The sequence below is a fragment of the Alkalicoccobacillus gibsonii genome (genome assembly GCF_016798245.1).
Taxonomy (GTDB): Bacteria; Bacillota; Bacilli; order Bacillales; family Bacillaceae_D; genus Alkalicoccobacillus; species Alkalicoccobacillus gibsonii.
Genome location: NZ_JAEUZA010000004.1, coordinates 166,846 through 183,581, shown reverse-complemented (window position 1 = coordinate 183,581; position 16,736 = coordinate 166,846). Strand labels below are relative to the sequence as shown.

The following is a 16,736-nucleotide window of genomic DNA, read 5'->3' as shown; positions in this document are numbered from 1 at the left end:
TCCTTTATTATCGTTTCAATCGTTTGGATTTCTCAGTATTTAGATATGTTTGTAGTCGATCAAACGACCATGTATTTATAATGGCATCTGCTGGAATTCCAGCTTTTCTAGCTACTCCAACACCGTATTTCATAAATGATAACCGATCCATATGGTGTGCGTCTGTATTGATCGAAATCGGTACACCCTGTTCATAAGCAAGTCGGACCCAATGCGCAAATAAATCAAGTCGTTCAGGACTCGCATTAAGCTCCAAGGCCGTGCCACTTTCAGCAGCCCACTTAATTAACGTAGGTACATCCACAGCATAGCCTTCTCTTCTCTCAATAATTCGACCAGTTGGATGTGCAATCAAATCAACATGAGGGTTAAAAAGAGCATTCTTTAATCGTTCCATGATGACTTCTTCTTTTTGCGAAAATGAAGAATGAATCGATGCGATGACAAAATCAACTTCTTCTAAAACTTCATCCTCATAATCTAATGAGCCATCAGGTAAAATGTCCATCTCAATTCCTGTAAAAATGTGAAGATCACCATCTTTACGCAGAGAGCGGATTTCTTCATGCTGCTTCTTTAGTCTTTCAACCGTTAACCCGTTCGCTACCTGCAAAAACTTAGAGTGATCGGTGATCGCAATATGTGTATAACCACGATCTTTTGAGCCTTGAACCATTTCTCTAATTGAATGAGCGCCATCACTCCATACGGTGTGCATATGAAGATCGGACATAATCGATGACTCTGATACGTATTCCTGCTTATCAGCTTCGCTTACGAGCTCATCCCGCCCTAACCTCGCCTCAGGTGGCACGTAGGCCAATCCGAAATGCGCATAAAACGCCTCTTCATCCTTAAAGGTTTTTGTTTCACCTGATTCTTTATCTAACACACCATACTCGCTTATTTGCTCTCCTCGTTCCTTTGCTAGTTGCCTAAGCTTCACATTGTGCTCTTTTGATCCGGTAAAATGTAGAAGGGCAGAAGCAAATTCAATGTCTTCGACTAACCTAAAATCAACGCCAATGACGAACTCCTCGATTGCTATTTCAATTGAAACCTTTGTTTCTCCAGCCCCAATCACTTGCTGAGTTCCTTCCATAGCGAGTAATTGTTCAATCACTCTTTCACGATTGTCTGTGGACAGGATAAAGTCAATATCCTTCACAGTCTCTTCCATTCTTCTTAAGCTACCAGCCAGCTCATAACGGATAATCCCATCCATCTGCTCCAGTTTATCCAGCAAGAAAGTCGCAGCTTTGAGTGCGATTGCAATTCCTACTCGTTCAGGACGAGTTTGAAACGCTTCAATTGCGTTTAATATTTTCTCTTCTGTTTTGGAACCAAACCCAGCCATTCCACGTAGTTTTTCGTCCAGACAAGCTTGTCTTAAAGATTCCATATCTGTAATTCCTAATTCTTGATAAAGCTTACCAACCTTTTTCCCGCCTACCCCAGGTAACTTTAAAATGGGTAGTAAACCACTTGGAATGGAAGCTTGTAATTCTTCATGCAAGCTTGAATGGCCTGTCTCCTTTAATTCTTCAATGACAGATGCTGTTCCTTTGCCGATACCATCAATTTTCTCCGGCTTTTCAATTTCTTCTAATGTAGAAGCAACAGATTCTAGTGCCTTCGCTGCTTTTCGGTAGGCGGAAATCTTAAAGGAATTCTCGCCTTTGATCTCGAGATGTACAGCAATCGATTCCAGTATTTGAATCACTTTCTTTTTGTCCATATCCCTACTCCGATCCTTGTAATGAGTTCTTTTTATTTAAAGGTAAAAAAGGCAGACTCACTTGAGCCAGCCTTTTTTAACCTTCTAAAAATCTTGACTGATCCACAGGTCCTTGATCCAATCAGATAAAAATGGTGTGTGATTTAACATAAACTGTGCAACAATTGAATCTTGCATAAATCCTTGAACTACATCTATTTGCAGGACTGCAGCTACATATAAAAGTACAAAAACAATCAAATAGGTTTCAACGATGCAGAGGATGCCTCCAAGTAACTTGTTAACTGTACGTAAAATAGGTAGGTGAGCAACAAAATCAAGCATTGTTCCAACAATGTGTAAAATGAGACGAGTTGCAAAGAACAAAATCGCAAAAGCAATGGCACGATAATACACATCTTCTGTATTAAATGCTTGGATCAGCATTCCCCCAATTCCATCTCCATCAAACTCTGGAAAAGGGATGAATAACCTGAATTGAATGTTGTCTGCCAGATTACCTGAATATCTATACGCAACATATAACGATATAATAAAACCGGTTAAGTGGATCAGCTGAAGAATAAATCCTCTTCTTCTTCCCACAAAAAAGCTAAATACTAGCATCAATAGAATAATGATACTTAACATAATTGTGACTCTCCTGTCTTGCTAATTTTCTTTTTTATCTTCATCTTCCATAGACAGTTGTTTTTCTAGTTTTTTATATTCGCTAACGGCATTAACTGCGGTGAGCACGGCGAGGCGAGTTGTATCTAGATATGGATTTCTTCGTTTCATTTCTCTCATTTGTTTGTCAACAAACCGAACAACCTCTTTAACATGTGCAGGCTCTTCTTGCCCAACAATGGTATATTGTTGACCATAGATCGAGACTGTTGTTCGATGTTTTTTGTCATTTTGATCCGCCACCCGAAAAGCCCCCTCGTTCACCTGATTGTGCCTAGTCATCACGCAAAAACCGACTTCAGCTCAATTTGAGTCAAGAAAAACCCCTAGCTTATATGATAACACGTTGCACCAGTCTTTCAAACAAAACTCTTTTCCAAATTAAAAGAGCACTAGTTCCGCTCCGGGAGAACACTCGCTCATTCGACAAAAAAAGAAAAGGCAAATGATTCTTTCTTAAAATCATTTGCCTTGCTTCTTAAATTATTTTAGTTATTGACGCAGTGTCGCGCCTGCATCGGATTCAAGTTTTTGTAGAATGGTCTGATGCACTTCTTCTACTTCTGCATCTGTTAATGTTTTCTCAGGATCAAGATACGTTAGTGAGAACGCAAGGGATTTCTTTCCTTCCTCTAAATGCTCACCTTCGTAATGATCAAACAGTTGAACAGACGTAAGTAAGGATCCACCTGCACCTTGAATTGTACGCTGAATCTCCGCTGCTGTTTGATCTTGATTCACGACTAGGGCAATATCACGCACAATTGATGGGAATCTAGGTAATGGCTTGTATTGAATAAGTGATACTTCAGTTTGAAGCAACGCTTGTAAATCTAACTCAAATACATACGTTTCACGTAAATCTGAATCGCGTTGTACCGTTGGGTGAAGCTGTCCTAAGTAGCCAACTACCGTCCCTTCCATGATCACCTCTGCTGTGCGACCAGGATGCAGATGTGGACGTGTTGCAGGCTGATAGCTAATGATCTCTTCTAAACCTAGCTCAGCTACCAATCCTTCAATGATCCCCTTTACTACAAAGAAATCAACAACCTTTTTCTCCCCTTGCCATGTGTTTTCTTGCCAAACACCTGTTAAGGCACCAGCTACGTACTCGTGCTCAGACGGCTGCGTAGTTAATGTTTCTTCATTTGAACGGAAGATAGAGCCAATTTCATACACATGCATGTTTGCATTTTTACGGTTCACGTTATAAGACAACACATCATAAAGATGAGGCAGTAAGCTTGTTCTCATCGTGCTACGCTCTTCACTCATAGGCATTGATAATTGAATGAGAGTCTGGTCGTCACGCTTATAAGCATTCGCCTTAGCTGGGCTAGTTAGTGAGTAAGTTAAAACTTGACTCAGTCCAACACCTTCAAAATAGCTAGCTACCCGACGTCTTTTCGCTTGAAAAGGAGTGAGCGAGCCTTGAGAAGTGGTCCCCTCAGGAAGAGTGGCCGGAATGTTATCGTAGCCGTAAATTCTAGCTACTTCCTCGTACAAGTCCTCTTGAATTTGTAAGTCAGGACGTCGCATAGGAGCTGTCAGAATGAATCCTTCATTCGTTTGTTCAAATTGGAAGGAAAGCTGCTTGAAGATTGCTGCTGTTTCCTCGCATGTTAAATCCATTCCAAGTCGTTGATTCATTTTTTTCAGATTCAGCTCAATTTTAGGTTCTGTGATTGTACGTGTATCAACAACCGCTGCATCTGAAAGGATGGAACCTGATGCAAGCTCATGAATGAGCTTTGCTGCTCGTTTGGCAGCATGAGGTGTGCGCTCAGGATTCACACCCTTTTCAAAACGTGCACTTGAATCACTGCGAACTCCTGCCGTGCGCGAGGATTGACGAATAAGTGAAGAATGGAAAACCGCCGCTTCAAGTAACACGGTTGTCGTCGTGTGATCCACTTCAGTGCTTTTACCACCCATCACCCCTGCCAATGCTACAGGTTTTTCTCCGTCTGTGATGACAAGGTTTTCTCCTGTTAACGAACGTGTTTGTCCATCTAAAGTAACAAGCTCTTCGCCATCTTTTGCTCTGCGAACCAGGATCTCATTTGAGTTTAATTTATCGTAATCAAATGCGTGTAATGGTTGACCATATTCCAAAAGAACATAATTAGTCACATCTACAACGTTATTAATCGGACGAATGCCAGCTGCCATCAATCGATTTTGTAGCCATTGGGGGGATGCTCCGACCTTAACATCTTTTATCACAACTGCTTCGTAATAGCTTGTTTCCTCTTTGTTTTCTACTTCAACTGAAATGAGATCACTTGCGCTCGCGCTATCTACGTCTACAGTCTCTTCAGGGAGAGTCACCTCTTTACCGTAAAGAGCTGCTACTTCGTAAGCTACGCCAAGCATATGCAAGCAATCAGAACGATTTGGTGTTAAGTCTAATTCAAGAACATCGTCCGACAGATTTAACGCATCAAGAGCGTCCGTTCCAGGAGCAATCGCTTCAGAAAATACATAAATGCCTTCTGCTACATCCTTTGCAATGACGTTCGAATCAATTCCAAGCTCTTGAAGCGAACAAATCATTCCTTGTGATAACTCTCCGCGTAATTTTGCTTTTTTGATTTTCAAATCGCCAGGAAGTCGTGCTCCAACCTTAGCTACAACAACCGTTTGGCCTTCAGCAATGTTTGCAGCTCCACAAATAATTTGAACAGTTTCTTCTTCTCCAATATCAACCTGACAAATGGATAATTTATCGGCATCCGGGTGCTGCGTACATGACTGCACGTAACCTACCACTACAGAGGATGCACCTTGATTTAAGTGATGAACAAAATCAATTTCAACTCCACCGCGCGTCATTTTTTCAGCAATATCTGCTGCAGTGATTTCATTGATATCTACGTATTGTTTTAACCAGTTATATGAAACAAGCATATTTTTTTCTCCCCTTCCTTAAACCCGTTTGAACTGCGCAAGAAAACGTTTGTCGTTTGTATAGAAATGACGAATATCATCAATACCGTACTTAAGCATAGCAAGTCTCTCTACACCCATTCCAAAAGCAAACCCACTGTACTCATTTGAATCAAAGCCACTCATTTCCAAAACCTTTGGATGTACCATTCCTGCACCTAGTACTTCTATCCAGCCAGACTGCTTACATACTCGACATCCTTTTCCTCCACATAAAGCACACGTTACATCAACCTCAACAGAAGGTTCTGTGAATGGGAAAAAGCTTGGACGAAGTCGAATTTCACGATTCTCTCCAAAGAAACGCTTTACGAATGAGTCAAGAACACCTCTTAGGTCACTCATACGTACGTTATGATCGATGTACAGCCCCTCAATTTGCATAAATTGGTGGGAGTGTGTCGCATCATCATTGTCACGTCTGAACACACGACCTGGACAAATAACTTTCACTGGGCCCACACCATTATGTGCTTCCATCGTTCTTGCTTGTACAGGTGAGGTTTGCGTACGAAGCAATAGCTCCTCTGTGAAATAAAAGGAATCCTGCATATCACGAGCTGGGTGGTCCTTTGGCAAGTTTAATGCTTCAAAGTTGTAGTAGTCTGTTTCCACTTCTGGACCTTCTGCAACAGAGAAACCAAGACCAATAAAGATATCCTCTACTTCTTCAACAACAGCCTGAAGCGGGTGTTTTGTACCCTTTTCAATTGGTCGACCAGGCATCGTCACATCTAGCTTTTGTTCCTCCAATTGCTTTGCAACCCGAATGTCTTCGAGGGCCTGTTCCTTTTCATCCAGCTTTGTTTTAATTTCATCTCGTACTTCGTTAGCCATTTGTCCCACTTTTGGCCGTTCTTCAGCAGAAAGCTTGCCCATTCCACGTAAGACTTCTGTGATCGGTCCTTTTTTCCCTAAATATGAAACACGAACCTCTTGTAGTGCTCGACCATCTTCTGCTGCTTCAATCTTTCCAAGTGCCTCCTGAAGAAGCGCTTCTAATGTTTCCTTCATGTTCATTCCTCCTGCTTTATAAAATAAAAAAAGAGCCTCTCTCCCAAAAAGGGACGAAAGACTCGCGGTACCACCCTACTTTAAAAAACAGATGTCGCCATCTATTTTAAACGCTCTAACGGATAACGGCTTAAAGCCGGAAACATCCTCGCAACAATTGTGCGCAAATGTCTGCTCCAGAGTGAATTCAACCTCTCCATTTCCTTAAGATGCTCACAGCATACACATCTTTCTCTGAAAGGCGGTAAGGGGTCTACTATGTTCCTTCTTCGCATTTTTCATGTATGAATCTGTTATTCATTATAATGAATTCACACCTTAATCGCAACACCAACTCAGAAAATGCATTACGTTCTTAAATGATAAAGCAAAATACCTGCAGCGATCGCTACATTTAAGGATTCCGCCTTTCCGTGAATGGGGATGTACAAATTCTGATCAGTTTTGTCTAGCAGATCCGGTTGAACACCTTCTCCTTCATTCCCTAAGATTAGCGCAAAGCTCTCCGATGGTTGAATCGCCGTATAAACCGAAGCATTCTGAAGAGATGTCCCAAATACAGGGACGCCTGCTGTTTTTAACTCATCAACCCAATTTGTAAGCTCACCCTTAATAACAGGGACGTGGAAAATAGAACCTTGAGATGACCTTAAGACCTTAGAGTTATATAAGTCGACAGATCCTTTCTCAACAATCACTCCATTAACTCCTACAGCGTCGGCTGTTCGAATTAATGTGCCAATATTACCAGGGTCCTGCACACGATCAATTAATAAATACCGTCCTTGTTCCGCAGACAACTTTTGCTCAACAGGTATCCTACAGACGGCAATTATTCCTTGTGGGGAATCCGTTTCACTTAGTTCCTTTAAGACGCTGTCATTTGTCAGGATGATGTTTCTCTCATCCATATTCCAACTGGACGGGATGACCTCTTCATCCGTTACAATAACAGCTATCATCTGGATTCCTGCACGCACGGCCTCCTCCACTAAATGAAAGCCTTCAATTAGGAATTGATTGGCTTTTTCTCTCCCTCTTTTTTTATGTAGTTTTTTCCATTGTTTGATTTGTTCATTTTTACTCGATTCAATTTGTTTCATCTCATTCACCTTTCTACTACTTCATCCATCTTCATCTTTCCTCAGCATATTATACTTTAAACAAGCCATACTACATTGTATACAGATTTTTATTTAAAAAGGAGAGATTTATATGGGTTTTAACCTACGCGGCGCAATTATGGCCAACATTCATGGTCACAGTGAACAAGAAGTGGAAGCAACAATTGTAGATGCTATTCAAAATGGTGAAGAGAAAATGCTACCAGGTCTAGGCGTTATGTTTGAGGTATATTGGAAAGAAGCAAATGAAGAACAGAAGAATGAACTATGCGATATGATTAGTAAAGGCTTGCAATAAGTAAAAGAGATGAAGATCGTTCCTGTAATGTGGAACGATCTTCTTTTTGTATTACGAATACGTTATGGTACTCACTGTATCTTTATCAAGCTTTTTAATGACTTCTACAATCAACTTTACAGCATTTTCATAGTCATCACGGTGCAAGATGGCTGCATGTGTATGAATGTAACGTGTTGCAACTGTAATTGATAGGGAAGGAACACCATTAGCTGTTAGGTGAATCGCACCTGAGTCCGTTCCGCCTCCAGCCATGGATTCAAATTGATATGGAATGTTGTGCTCATCAGCTGTTTTTACAACAAAGTCACGTAACCCCTTATGCGCAATCATTGATGCATCATATAAAACAATTTGAGGTCCATTACCCATTTTTGCAAGGGCTTCGTTTTCGGAAATCCCTGGCGTATCCCCAGCAATACCTACGTCTACACCAAAGCCAATATCAGGCTGAATGAGCGCTGCTGATGTTTTGGCTCCTCTTAATCCAACCTCTTCTTGAACAGTTCCTACACCATAAACCGTATTTGGATGATCCACATCTTTTAACAGTCTCAATACATCAATAGCAATAGCACAGCCAATACGATTATCCCATGCTTTAGCCATAAGAAGCTTTTCATTTTTCATCACAGTAAATTCGCACACTGGTACAATAGCGTCTCCAGGACGTACACCAAATTCTTCGGCTTGTTCTTTGCTCTCTGCTCCGATGTCAATAAACATATCCTTGATCTCAACCGGTTTCTTTCTCGCTTCTGGTGTTAAAATATGTGGTGGTTTTGAACCGATAATACCCGGTACTTCACCATTCTCCGTTACAACGGTCACTCGTTGAGCCAGCATGACTTGTCCCCACCAGCCTCCAACGGTTTGAAACCGAAGAAATCCTTTTTTATCAATGGACGTGACCATAAAACCAATTTCATCTAAGTGACCTGCTACCATGATTTTTGGTCCTTCTTGTGAGCCAGTTTTCTTAGCAACTAAGCTTCCAAGTCTGTCCGTGTACACTTCATCTGCGTAAGGGGCAATATATGTATTCATAACCTTTCGTGCTTCTGCCTCAAATCCTGAAATTCCTTTTGCATCAGTCAAATCTTTTAACATTTTCAGCAGTTGATCTTCTTGCATGCGATGGCCTCCTTAGACTGTTTATACATGTGTAAAAGTAGGTTTCTCTTCTTTATAAAATTTATTTTATTTTTTTCAAAAAAAGATGCAACCCTTTACTCTTTCATTCGTATAGCATAGCATAGGACAAACGTAAATTCATAATTTAGATGAAGCCAAGGAGGCTCAGTTCATATGATGGTTATAATCTTTAGACTCATGTTTTTACTAGCCATTTTAATTGTCGTATACAGTATTGTAAAATACTTTTTTCATCCATTACGCAAGCTTGAGAAAGCACATAGACATCAGCAGTTTTTCTTTCTAGATGATCAAAATGATGTACGTAAAAACTTTTCGCTAACGTACAAAGGTGTCATGTTTGAAGGCGAAAAATATATGGGAACCACAAAATCCTCCTTTGATATCATTACGATCTATATTTGGACAAAGGAATCTAACGCTCTACAAGGTTTAAAGAAAGAAGACTTTCAATACATTGAAGAGGATATTCGGACTCGCTATCCGGAAGCGACGGTTGAGTGGAAATCCCCTATAAAAGAATTTCTACGCGATCAGAGGAAGGAATAGAGAAAAAGACCATTGATGAATTCATCAATGGCCTTTTATTTATGAAGCTGAATCCCGATATCCGGTATTTGCTTTTACCTTCACTTCAGCGTACTTACCTGCATCTTCTTTTTGTTTTGATAACAAAGTTCCAATAACGCCTCCAAGGAATCCAGCTGGTACTGAAATAATAGCTGGGTTAGTTAATGGAAAGATTGGTGTTCCTATAATTATAGCTGAGCCATCAGCAGCAAACACGTTCGGGCTGATCGACACTAAAATGATGGCTGTGAGAAGTCCTGAAACCATCGCCCAAATGGCGCCACTTGTGTTGAATCGTTTCCAGTAAATCGTATAAACAATCACTGGAAGATTAGCACTGGCAGCTACGCAGAAGGCTAATGCAACGAGAAATGCCACATTCATATTTTGTGCAAACAATGCAAGAATGATTGAAAAGACAGCAACCCCTACAGAAGCAGATCGTGCGGCGATTACTTGTTCCTTTTCCGTTGCCTTTCCTTTTCGAATAATTTGATTAAAAATATCATGAGCGAAAGCAGAAGCTCCTGATAGAACAAGACCTGCCACAACTGCCAGTATGGTCGCAAAGGCGACGGCTGCTACAAAGGACATAAACAATTCTCCACCTAATGCTTCTGCCAGAAGAGGAGCTGCCATGTTTCCTGCGCTGTTCGCTGCAACAATAGCATCTCTTCCTACAAATGCCGCGGCCCCGAAGCCTAAGAAGATAGTAAGCACGTAAAAGATACCAACAATCCACGTAGCTGTTACAACAGAACTACGAGCTGTTTTTGCATCTCGAACGGTAAAGAATCGCATGAGAATATGTGGTAAACCTGCTGTTCCGAGCACAAGCGCAAGCATTAAAGAAATCGAATCAAGTGGTGCTCTCCCCTGTAAACCTGGATTTAGAAAATCAGCACCATTATCTGTAACCGTTTTCATTTCATTGAACATGCCTAAAATATTAAAGTTGAATTTAAAGAGAACCATCACTGAAATCACTAGTGTTGCTACCATCAGGAGGACGGCTTTAATTATTTGCACCCAACTCGTTGCTGTCATTCCTCCAAATAAAACGTAGATGGTCATCATAACTCCAACAAGGGCAACCGCCCAAGAATAGTTAATTCCGAAGAGTAATTGAATGAGTGCTCCTGCTCCAACAAGCTGTGCAATCATATAAAAGATAACAATTGTGATTGTACTAAAGGCAGCTACACCACGAACTTTTCTGGCGTCAAACCTGGCATGAATCATATCGGCCAGTGTATACTTACCAAGATTCCGCAGAGGCTCCGCAACAATAAAAAGAACGACCAGATAGGCTACTAGGTAACCAATACTATAGAAGAAACCATCAAATCCAAACAGAGCTATGGCTCCAGCTATTCCTAGAAACGAGGCTGCCGAAAGATAATCACCAGCAATGGCTAACCCGTTCTGCCAACCCGTAAGTCCCCCACCTGCCGTGTAAAATTCACTAGCTGTTTTTGTTCGTTTTGCTGCATAATAAGTTATGACAAGGGTACTTCCTACAATGAGGAAAAAGAGAGCGATCACCATCCAGCTCATTTAGAATGTCCCCCTTTATACTCCGACAAGATTTCATCTGCTTTCTGATCAAATCGAGCTGCCTTTTTTACATAAAGAATACAAAGAGTCCATGTCATCACAAACTGGGCAATGGCGAGTATCCAGACCCATGTGATACTACCGATGGCAGGATTGTTTAAAATCGTGGTGTACGAAGCTAAGATGGGAAGTGAAAAGTAAAAGAGTAAAAAGAAGACGGTAAGCGGAATGATAAAGCGTTTTTTCTCTTGCATCAGTTCTTTGAACTTGGTGCTTTCTTCGACCTGACTGTACTGAAGTGGAGGATTTGCGTCTGACTTTGATTTAACCTGACTCAACTGAATCACCCTTCTCTCTTTAGCAGTATATTTGCAGTCAAAAAGTCTAACATACTATTAATGTAAAATAGGTGGAAGGGTCTGTCAATTAAAAATTAAAGCGCTTTCATAATTAATCTAAGATCGAAATTACCACTAAAGAAGATAATAAAACACGAATATAGCACGATATCCGCTACAGGAGAATCCCTCGCTTTCCATGGATACGGCCTCAGCCCCTTCCGCGGAAATGCACCGCTACAGTGTCTTCACCCCATACTATTCCATAGGAGTCTCGGGTTCTCCTTTCGCTAATATCCATAAAACACAAAATTTCATCCTAACTTTTTTATCGTGTCACGACTTGGTCGCTCCAATTTCTACTAAGTATCATTAATAAGATCAAGCAACTAGCAAGAATCACTAATCCTACTGTGTTCAAGTTATAAAGTAAATGACCAAATGATGTGTACACAATGGCCATTGGAATGTTCATAATAAATGACTGCTTCATATATTCTGTTACATTTGCTGATTTCTCCATAGCATAAAAGGATAGAACATGAAAATGAACAAAAGGAACCAACCGGAATAATGAAAGCTGCCATACATTAAGAGCAGGATCTTTCTTTAACACCTTTTCTTTTAACCTGGCTAGCCGCCTATGGAGCCAAGGGACGTAAGATAATAATAGATAAAAACTAAGAGACGATCCCATTAAGCCAATAAACGAATAGATCGATCCGAATACACCGCCAAATAAAAATCCTCCTACGATACAAATGAGTAAAACAGGAATAAATAATACCTGTCTAATCAAATGAAATAGAATAAAGAATAAAGGTCCCATCCATCCTGCCTGTTCAATAAATTGAGTAATTGGTTCTACATATTCTTTCAAGCTGCAACAAACTCCCCTCTTGCATACCTTATGCTTGTATCGCTCCTAGGATGAATAAAAGTAGACCAAGATGAACAAGCATTAAAATGGGGAGTCCGAGTGAAAATGTCAGATGCTTCGTTTTGTGTCTACGAATTCGCATTCCAAGAAATGAACCGAAAACCCCACCCAGTAATGCAATGCCAAGCAAAGTCTTTTCCGGTGTTCTTCGCATCTGTTTAATCGCCCTTTGTTTGTCTTGTGCCATACTTATATATCCTACAATTGACATGATAAAATAATATATTAGAAGAATAGCTGCAAGTTCGTACATAATGATTCCTCACCCTCTATAAAAGAAAAAAAGCGCAGTCAACAGACAGCGCTTTTCTCTTATCATTAACCTTTAAGGCTAGTTTTTGCTTTTTCAGCTAGAGCTGTGAAAGCAGCTTCATCGTTCACTGCTAGGTCAGCAAGCATTTTACGGTTCACGTTGATTTCAGCAAGCTTTAATCCGTGCATTAAACGGCTGTAAGACAAACCGTTGATGCGTGCAGCTGCGTTAATACGTGTGATCCAAAGCTTACGGAAATCACGTTTCTTTTGACGACGGTCACGGTAAGCATAAAGTAATGCTTTCATTACCTGTCCTTGTGCTGATTTGAATAACGTATGCTTAGAACCATAATATCCTTTAGCTAACTTTAAAACTTTCTTACGACGACGACGAGCGACATATCCGCCTTTTACTCTTGGCATCGCTAATCCCTCCTTTATAATCCAACCAGATCAATTATTTTTTGTACGTTAACATTTGACGAATGCGTTTGAAGTCTCCAGAATGAACCATAGCTGACTTACGTAGCTTACGTTTTTGCTTTTGAGACTTGTTACGGAACATGTGGCTAGTAAAACCGTGTGAACGTTTTAGCTTGCCGCTTCCAGTACGTTTGAAACGCTTAGCAGCGCCTCGGTGTGTTTTCATTTTTGGCATGAATCTAATCCTCCTTTAATGTGGTTCAAGACAGGCTTTTATTTCTCCGCATTCGGAGCAAGCACAAGGAACATGCTACGGCCTTCCATTTTTGGTTTCGCTTCAACAGTGGCAATGTCTTCACACTCTTTAGCCAAGCGTTCAAGAACAACACGACCAATTTGAGAGTGAGTAATTGCACGTCCACGGAACCTAATAGCTGCCTTAACCTTGTCGCCCTTCTCTAGAAACTTACGTGCATTACGTAGTTTCGTATTGAAGTCATGATCCTCAATCGTTGGGCTCAGACGGACTTCTTTAGTGTTAATGATTTTTTGGTTTTTGCGTGCTTCTTTGTCTTTCTTCTGCTGCTCATAGCGGTATTTTCCATAATCCATTATGCGGCAAACAGGCGGTTTTGCATTTGGTGCGACGCACACAAGGTCAAGATTGACGTTTTGGGCCATTTCTAGCGCTTCAAACTTCGATTTCACACCAATTTGATCGCCATTTGCACCAATAAGCCTTACTTCACGGGCACGAATCCCTTCATTGACCAACATGTCTTTACTAATAATGAGCCACCTCCACTGGATTTTGATCTTGCAGACTGTATATCGTCTAAACAGGTCATCATCATTGACGTGTGTACAAGAAAGTAACAGCAGTACGCTTTAACAAGATTCCACACAAAAAAGTGCGGACGCACTGCGCCCACACTGAATACTCGTTAATACTGAAAACGAATGATACCTACCGACTCCGGTCGATCAGGTGAGAAGCGGGCGCTTCTGCTTTCCTATAGTTTGTTTAACACACTCTTAGAATAATATCATAGGCGAAACAGGCTGTCAACCTACTCATTTAATTAAAGTAAAAGTCTCTGTAATTCGAATGCTTTTGTTTACAGATTGGACGATTGGACAATTTTTCGTTGCGAGATCCAATGCTTTTTGAATCGTGCTCTCTGAAGCGTCCGTTCCTGTTATCACAAAATGGAGGGAGACATCCGTCACTTCGTTCACTCCATCAACATTTCGGACCACGTCAGCCGACAGTGACATGTCATCAAAGGAAATGCGTTTCTTTTTAAGGATTTTCCTGAAAACGCCCCCGCTACACACTGCAATAGAAGAAACAAGTAATTGATACGGTCTAAACCCGTACGTTTCATCCCCAGACACATGTAGCGTATCAAATGAAGTAGTATGTGTAAATCCGTGCTCGGTCATTTGAAAATCCAAATGAGTCCCCTCCCTTCGTTTATTTATTACAGTCGGTGTGTTGAGATTTCTTCAACTACTTGAGCAAGGAACGCGTCTTTATCTACTACCTGTTGATCCTGCTCTCCATATTTACGAACATTTACTGTACCATCTGCTACTTCTTTGTCTCCAAGTACAAGCATGTAAGGTGTTTTTTTCATTTGAGCTTCACGGATTTTATAACCGATTTTCTCGTTACGCTCGTCAAGCTGAACGCGCACACCCATTCCTTCGAACAATGATTTCACTTCCTGTGCATACTCTAAGTGTGCTTCTGGAGAAACTGGGATCACTTGAACTTGTACAGGCGCTAACCACGTCGGGAAGGCTCCTCCGAAGTGTTCGATTAAGATGGCGATAAAGCGGTCGATTGAACCAAATACAGCACGGTGAATAACAATCGGACGATCTTTTTCGCCTTGCTCATTTACATAAGTCAGATCAAATTTCTCTGGCATTTGGAAATCAAGCTGGATCGTTGCACATTGGTGACTACGTTTTAGTGCATCCTTGATGTGGAAGTCAATTTTAGGACCGTAGAATGCTCCGTCTCCTTCATTTAAAATGTAATCTACATTTAAGTCCTTTAAGACATTTTCAAGCGACTGCTCTGCTTGTTCCCAAAGCTCGTCTGCTCCCATGGAGTCTTCTGGACGAGTCGAAAGCTCTACAGAGTAGTCAAATCCGAACGTGCTGTAGATTTGGTCAACAAGACCGAATACTTGCTTTAGCTCATCTTCAATTTGGTTCGGTGCCACAAAGATATGCGCGTCATCTTGCGTGAACGTACGAACACGAAGCATTCCGTTTAACGATCCACTTAGCTCATGACGGTGAACTTGCCCGAATTCAGCCATACGAATTGGAAGATCACGATACGAGTGCTGTGCATTTTTATAAATTAACATATGCCCAGGACAGTTCATTGGCTTAAGGGCAAAACGTTTATCATCTACATCAGAGAAGTACATATTCTCATGGTAGTGATCCCAGTGACCTGATTGCTCCCATAGACGTTGATTCATCATTAAAGGCGTACGAACTTCTTGATACCCTGCTTTTGTATAGAGATTACGTGAAAAATTCTCAAGCTCTGTGCGGATCGTTTGTCCGTTTGGAAGGAAGAACGGCATACCTGGTGCTTCTTCTGAAAACATGAATAGTTCTAATTCACGACCCAGCTTACGGTGATCACGCTCTTTTGCTTGACGTAATAGCTCTAGATGCTCATCTAAGTCAGCCTGCTTAAAGAATGCTGTCCCATAAATGCGTTGTAACATCTTGTTGTCGCTATTCCCTCTCCAATAAGCACCAGCTAAGTTCTGTAGTTTGAACGCTTTGATCTTATTAGTTGATGGAACGTGAATGCCACGGCATAAATCAAAGAATTCGCCTTGCTCATAGATCGTTACTTGCTCACCCTCAGGAATCGCTTCAAGTAGCTCCTGTTTATACTCGTCTTCACCAAATTTCACTTTTGCTTCCTCGCGGCTTACTTCAAGACGATGGATCTCAAGGTTTTCTGAGACAATCTTTTTCATTTCTTTTTCGATCTTCGGTAAGTCCTCTTGCGTAATGGACTCCTCTGAATCGATATCATAGTAGAAACCATCTTCAATCACTGGACCTACACCAAGCTTCACATTTTTGAACAAACGACGAACCGCTTGAGCCATTAAGTGAGCCGTACTATGTCTAAGGACCTCTAATGCTTCATCTGATTCAGGTGTGATAATAGCAACCTCACCACTCTCTGGAATCGGGCGCTTCAGATCAATTAATTGACCATTAATCTTACCAGCAATTGCTTTTTTCTTAAGTCCAGGACTAATTGATGCAGCGACATCTTCTGTTGTTGACCCTTTCGGAAACTCCTTCTTCGCTCCATCAGGGAAAATTAATTCTAACTGTTCCATGTACGTTCTCTCCTTTTTTTGTAAATACGAGCACAAAAAAACACTCGTCCCTTCCAATGAAGGGGCGAGTGTGGTTCGCGGTTCCACCCTAATGTCCGTACTACGGCTTATCATACAGATAACGGCTGCGTGCCGGCACCGGTTACTAAATGTTCCCCGATGCAGTTCAAAGGTGGTAAGCTCATACATCTAGTTTAGAGGCTCTCAGCAATTGCCTCATTCTCTGAAAACTATCTTATATGCCTCGTGTCCTTATCTACACTGTTTAGATCATCATAATCTTAATATGTAGTATATTATAGGGAGGC

Annotated in this window: 18 protein-coding genes and 2 other annotated features; of the genes, 2 read left to right on the top strand and 16 right to left on the bottom strand. The window is 41.1% G+C overall.

The features are described 5' to 3' along the window. Positions 1–7: 7 nt before the first annotated feature. From polX to JNO66_RS15940, 6 genes are all read right to left on the bottom strand, one after another. A complete protein-coding gene (gene polX / locus JNO66_RS15965) occupies positions 8–1,738 on the bottom strand; it encodes a DNA polymerase/3'-5' exonuclease PolX (RefSeq protein ID WP_203089726.1) in 1,731 nt (576 codons plus the stop codon). An 84-nt stretch (positions 1,739–1,822) separates the two neighbouring features. After that, positions 1,823–2,368: a CvpA family protein gene (locus tag JNO66_RS15960; RefSeq protein WP_203089723.1), complete on the bottom strand. Its 546-nt coding sequence runs from the start codon at positions 2,366–2,368 to the stop codon at positions 1,823–1,825. A 21-nt stretch (positions 2,369–2,389) separates the two neighbouring features. Then, positions 2,390–2,650: a cell division protein ZapA gene (zapA, locus tag JNO66_RS15955; RefSeq protein ID WP_273753501.1), complete on the bottom strand. Its 261-nt coding sequence runs from the start codon at positions 2,648–2,650 to the stop codon at positions 2,390–2,392. A 249-nt stretch (positions 2,651–2,899) separates the two neighbouring features. Then, positions 2,900–5,320, bottom strand: a complete 2,421-nt coding sequence (pheT, locus tag JNO66_RS15950; protein ID WP_203089719.1) for a phenylalanine--tRNA ligase subunit beta — start codon at positions 5,318–5,320, stop codon at positions 2,900–2,902. Between the two features lie 18 nt (positions 5,321–5,338). Beyond that, positions 5,339–6,373, bottom strand: coding sequence for a phenylalanine--tRNA ligase subunit alpha (pheS, locus tag JNO66_RS15945; RefSeq protein ID WP_203089717.1), 1,035 nt, complete (start codon positions 6,371–6,373; stop codon positions 5,339–5,341). A gap of 46 nt (positions 6,374–6,419) precedes the next feature. Further along, positions 6,420–6,652 (bottom strand) — a binding site (T-box leader). A 68-nt stretch (positions 6,653–6,720) separates the two neighbouring features. Beyond that, complete coding sequence (locus JNO66_RS15940) at positions 6,721–7,476, bottom strand: TrmH family RNA methyltransferase (protein WP_203089715.1); 756 nt, start codon at positions 7,474–7,476, stop codon at positions 6,721–6,723. 112 nt (positions 7,477–7,588) lie between these two features. Between JNO66_RS15940 and sspI the strand changes: the two genes are divergently transcribed. Beyond that, positions 7,589–7,795 carry a small acid-soluble spore protein SspI gene (gene sspI / locus JNO66_RS15935; RefSeq protein WP_203089713.1) on the top strand — a complete coding sequence of 69 codons (207 nt, stop codon included), beginning with the start codon at positions 7,589–7,591 and terminating at the stop codon, positions 7,793–7,795. Positions 7,796–7,846: 51 nt separating this feature from the next. On the opposite strand, the gene JNO66_RS15930 is transcribed toward sspI, so the two are convergent. Beyond that, positions 7,847–8,929 carry a M42 family metallopeptidase gene (locus JNO66_RS15930; protein ID WP_203089712.1) on the bottom strand — a complete coding sequence of 361 codons (1,083 nt, stop codon included), beginning with the start codon at positions 8,927–8,929 and terminating at the stop codon, positions 7,847–7,849. A 174-nt stretch (positions 8,930–9,103) separates the two neighbouring features. Here JNO66_RS15930 and JNO66_RS15925 point away from each other — a divergent pair, with 174 nt between their 5' ends. After that, positions 9,104–9,499, top strand: a complete 396-nt coding sequence (locus JNO66_RS15925; RefSeq protein WP_307730739.1) for a sigma-w pathway protein ysdB — start codon at positions 9,104–9,106, stop codon at positions 9,497–9,499. A 39-nt stretch (positions 9,500–9,538) separates the two neighbouring features. On the opposite strand, the gene JNO66_RS15920 is transcribed toward JNO66_RS15925, so the two are convergent. From JNO66_RS15920 to thrS, 9 genes are all read right to left on the bottom strand, one after another. After that, on the bottom strand, positions 9,539–11,077 hold the full coding sequence (locus JNO66_RS15920; RefSeq protein ID WP_203089710.1) for a solute symporter family protein: 1,539 nt from the start codon (positions 11,075–11,077) through the stop codon (positions 9,539–9,541). After that, complete coding sequence (locus tag JNO66_RS15915) at positions 11,074–11,415, bottom strand: DUF485 domain-containing protein (RefSeq protein WP_273753507.1); 342 nt, start codon at positions 11,413–11,415, stop codon at positions 11,074–11,076. Before JNO66_RS15915 ends, JNO66_RS15920 begins: the two co-directional genes overlap by 4 nt. Before the next feature lie 328 nt (positions 11,416–11,743). After that, entirely contained in the window at positions 11,744–12,295 is a 552-nt protein-coding gene (locus tag JNO66_RS15910; RefSeq protein WP_203089708.1) for a VTT domain-containing protein, read from the bottom strand. Between the two features lie 28 nt (positions 12,296–12,323). Then, positions 12,324–12,608, bottom strand: a complete 285-nt coding sequence (locus tag JNO66_RS15905) for a DUF1294 domain-containing protein (protein ID WP_203089705.1) — start codon at positions 12,606–12,608, stop codon at positions 12,324–12,326. A 65-nt stretch (positions 12,609–12,673) separates the two neighbouring features. Beyond that, a complete protein-coding gene (rplT, locus tag JNO66_RS15900; protein ID WP_203089702.1) occupies positions 12,674–13,033 on the bottom strand; it encodes a 50S ribosomal protein L20 in 360 nt (119 codons plus the stop codon). A 34-nt stretch (positions 13,034–13,067) separates the two neighbouring features. Next, positions 13,068–13,268, bottom strand: coding sequence for a 50S ribosomal protein L35 (gene rpmI / locus JNO66_RS15895; protein WP_203089699.1), 201 nt, complete (start codon positions 13,266–13,268; stop codon positions 13,068–13,070). A gap of 38 nt (positions 13,269–13,306) precedes the next feature. Then, positions 13,307–13,810 carry a translation initiation factor IF-3 gene (gene infC, locus JNO66_RS15890; protein ID WP_210340910.1) on the bottom strand — a complete coding sequence of 168 codons (504 nt, stop codon included), beginning with the start codon at positions 13,808–13,810 and terminating at the stop codon, positions 13,307–13,309. A gap of 122 nt (positions 13,811–13,932) precedes the next feature. Further along, positions 13,933–14,050, bottom strand: a sequence feature (ribosomal protein L20 leader region). Between the two features lie 57 nt (positions 14,051–14,107). Further along, positions 14,108–14,491 (bottom strand): OsmC family protein, encoded by a 384-nt coding sequence (locus JNO66_RS15885; RefSeq protein ID WP_203089697.1) that lies wholly within the window; start codon positions 14,489–14,491, stop codon positions 14,108–14,110. A gap of 26 nt (positions 14,492–14,517) precedes the next feature. Next, positions 14,518–16,428 carry a threonine--tRNA ligase gene (gene thrS / locus JNO66_RS15880; RefSeq protein ID WP_203089695.1) on the bottom strand — a complete coding sequence of 637 codons (1,911 nt, stop codon included), beginning with the start codon at positions 16,426–16,428 and terminating at the stop codon, positions 14,518–14,520. Between the last annotated feature and the right edge of the window lie 308 nt (positions 16,429–16,736).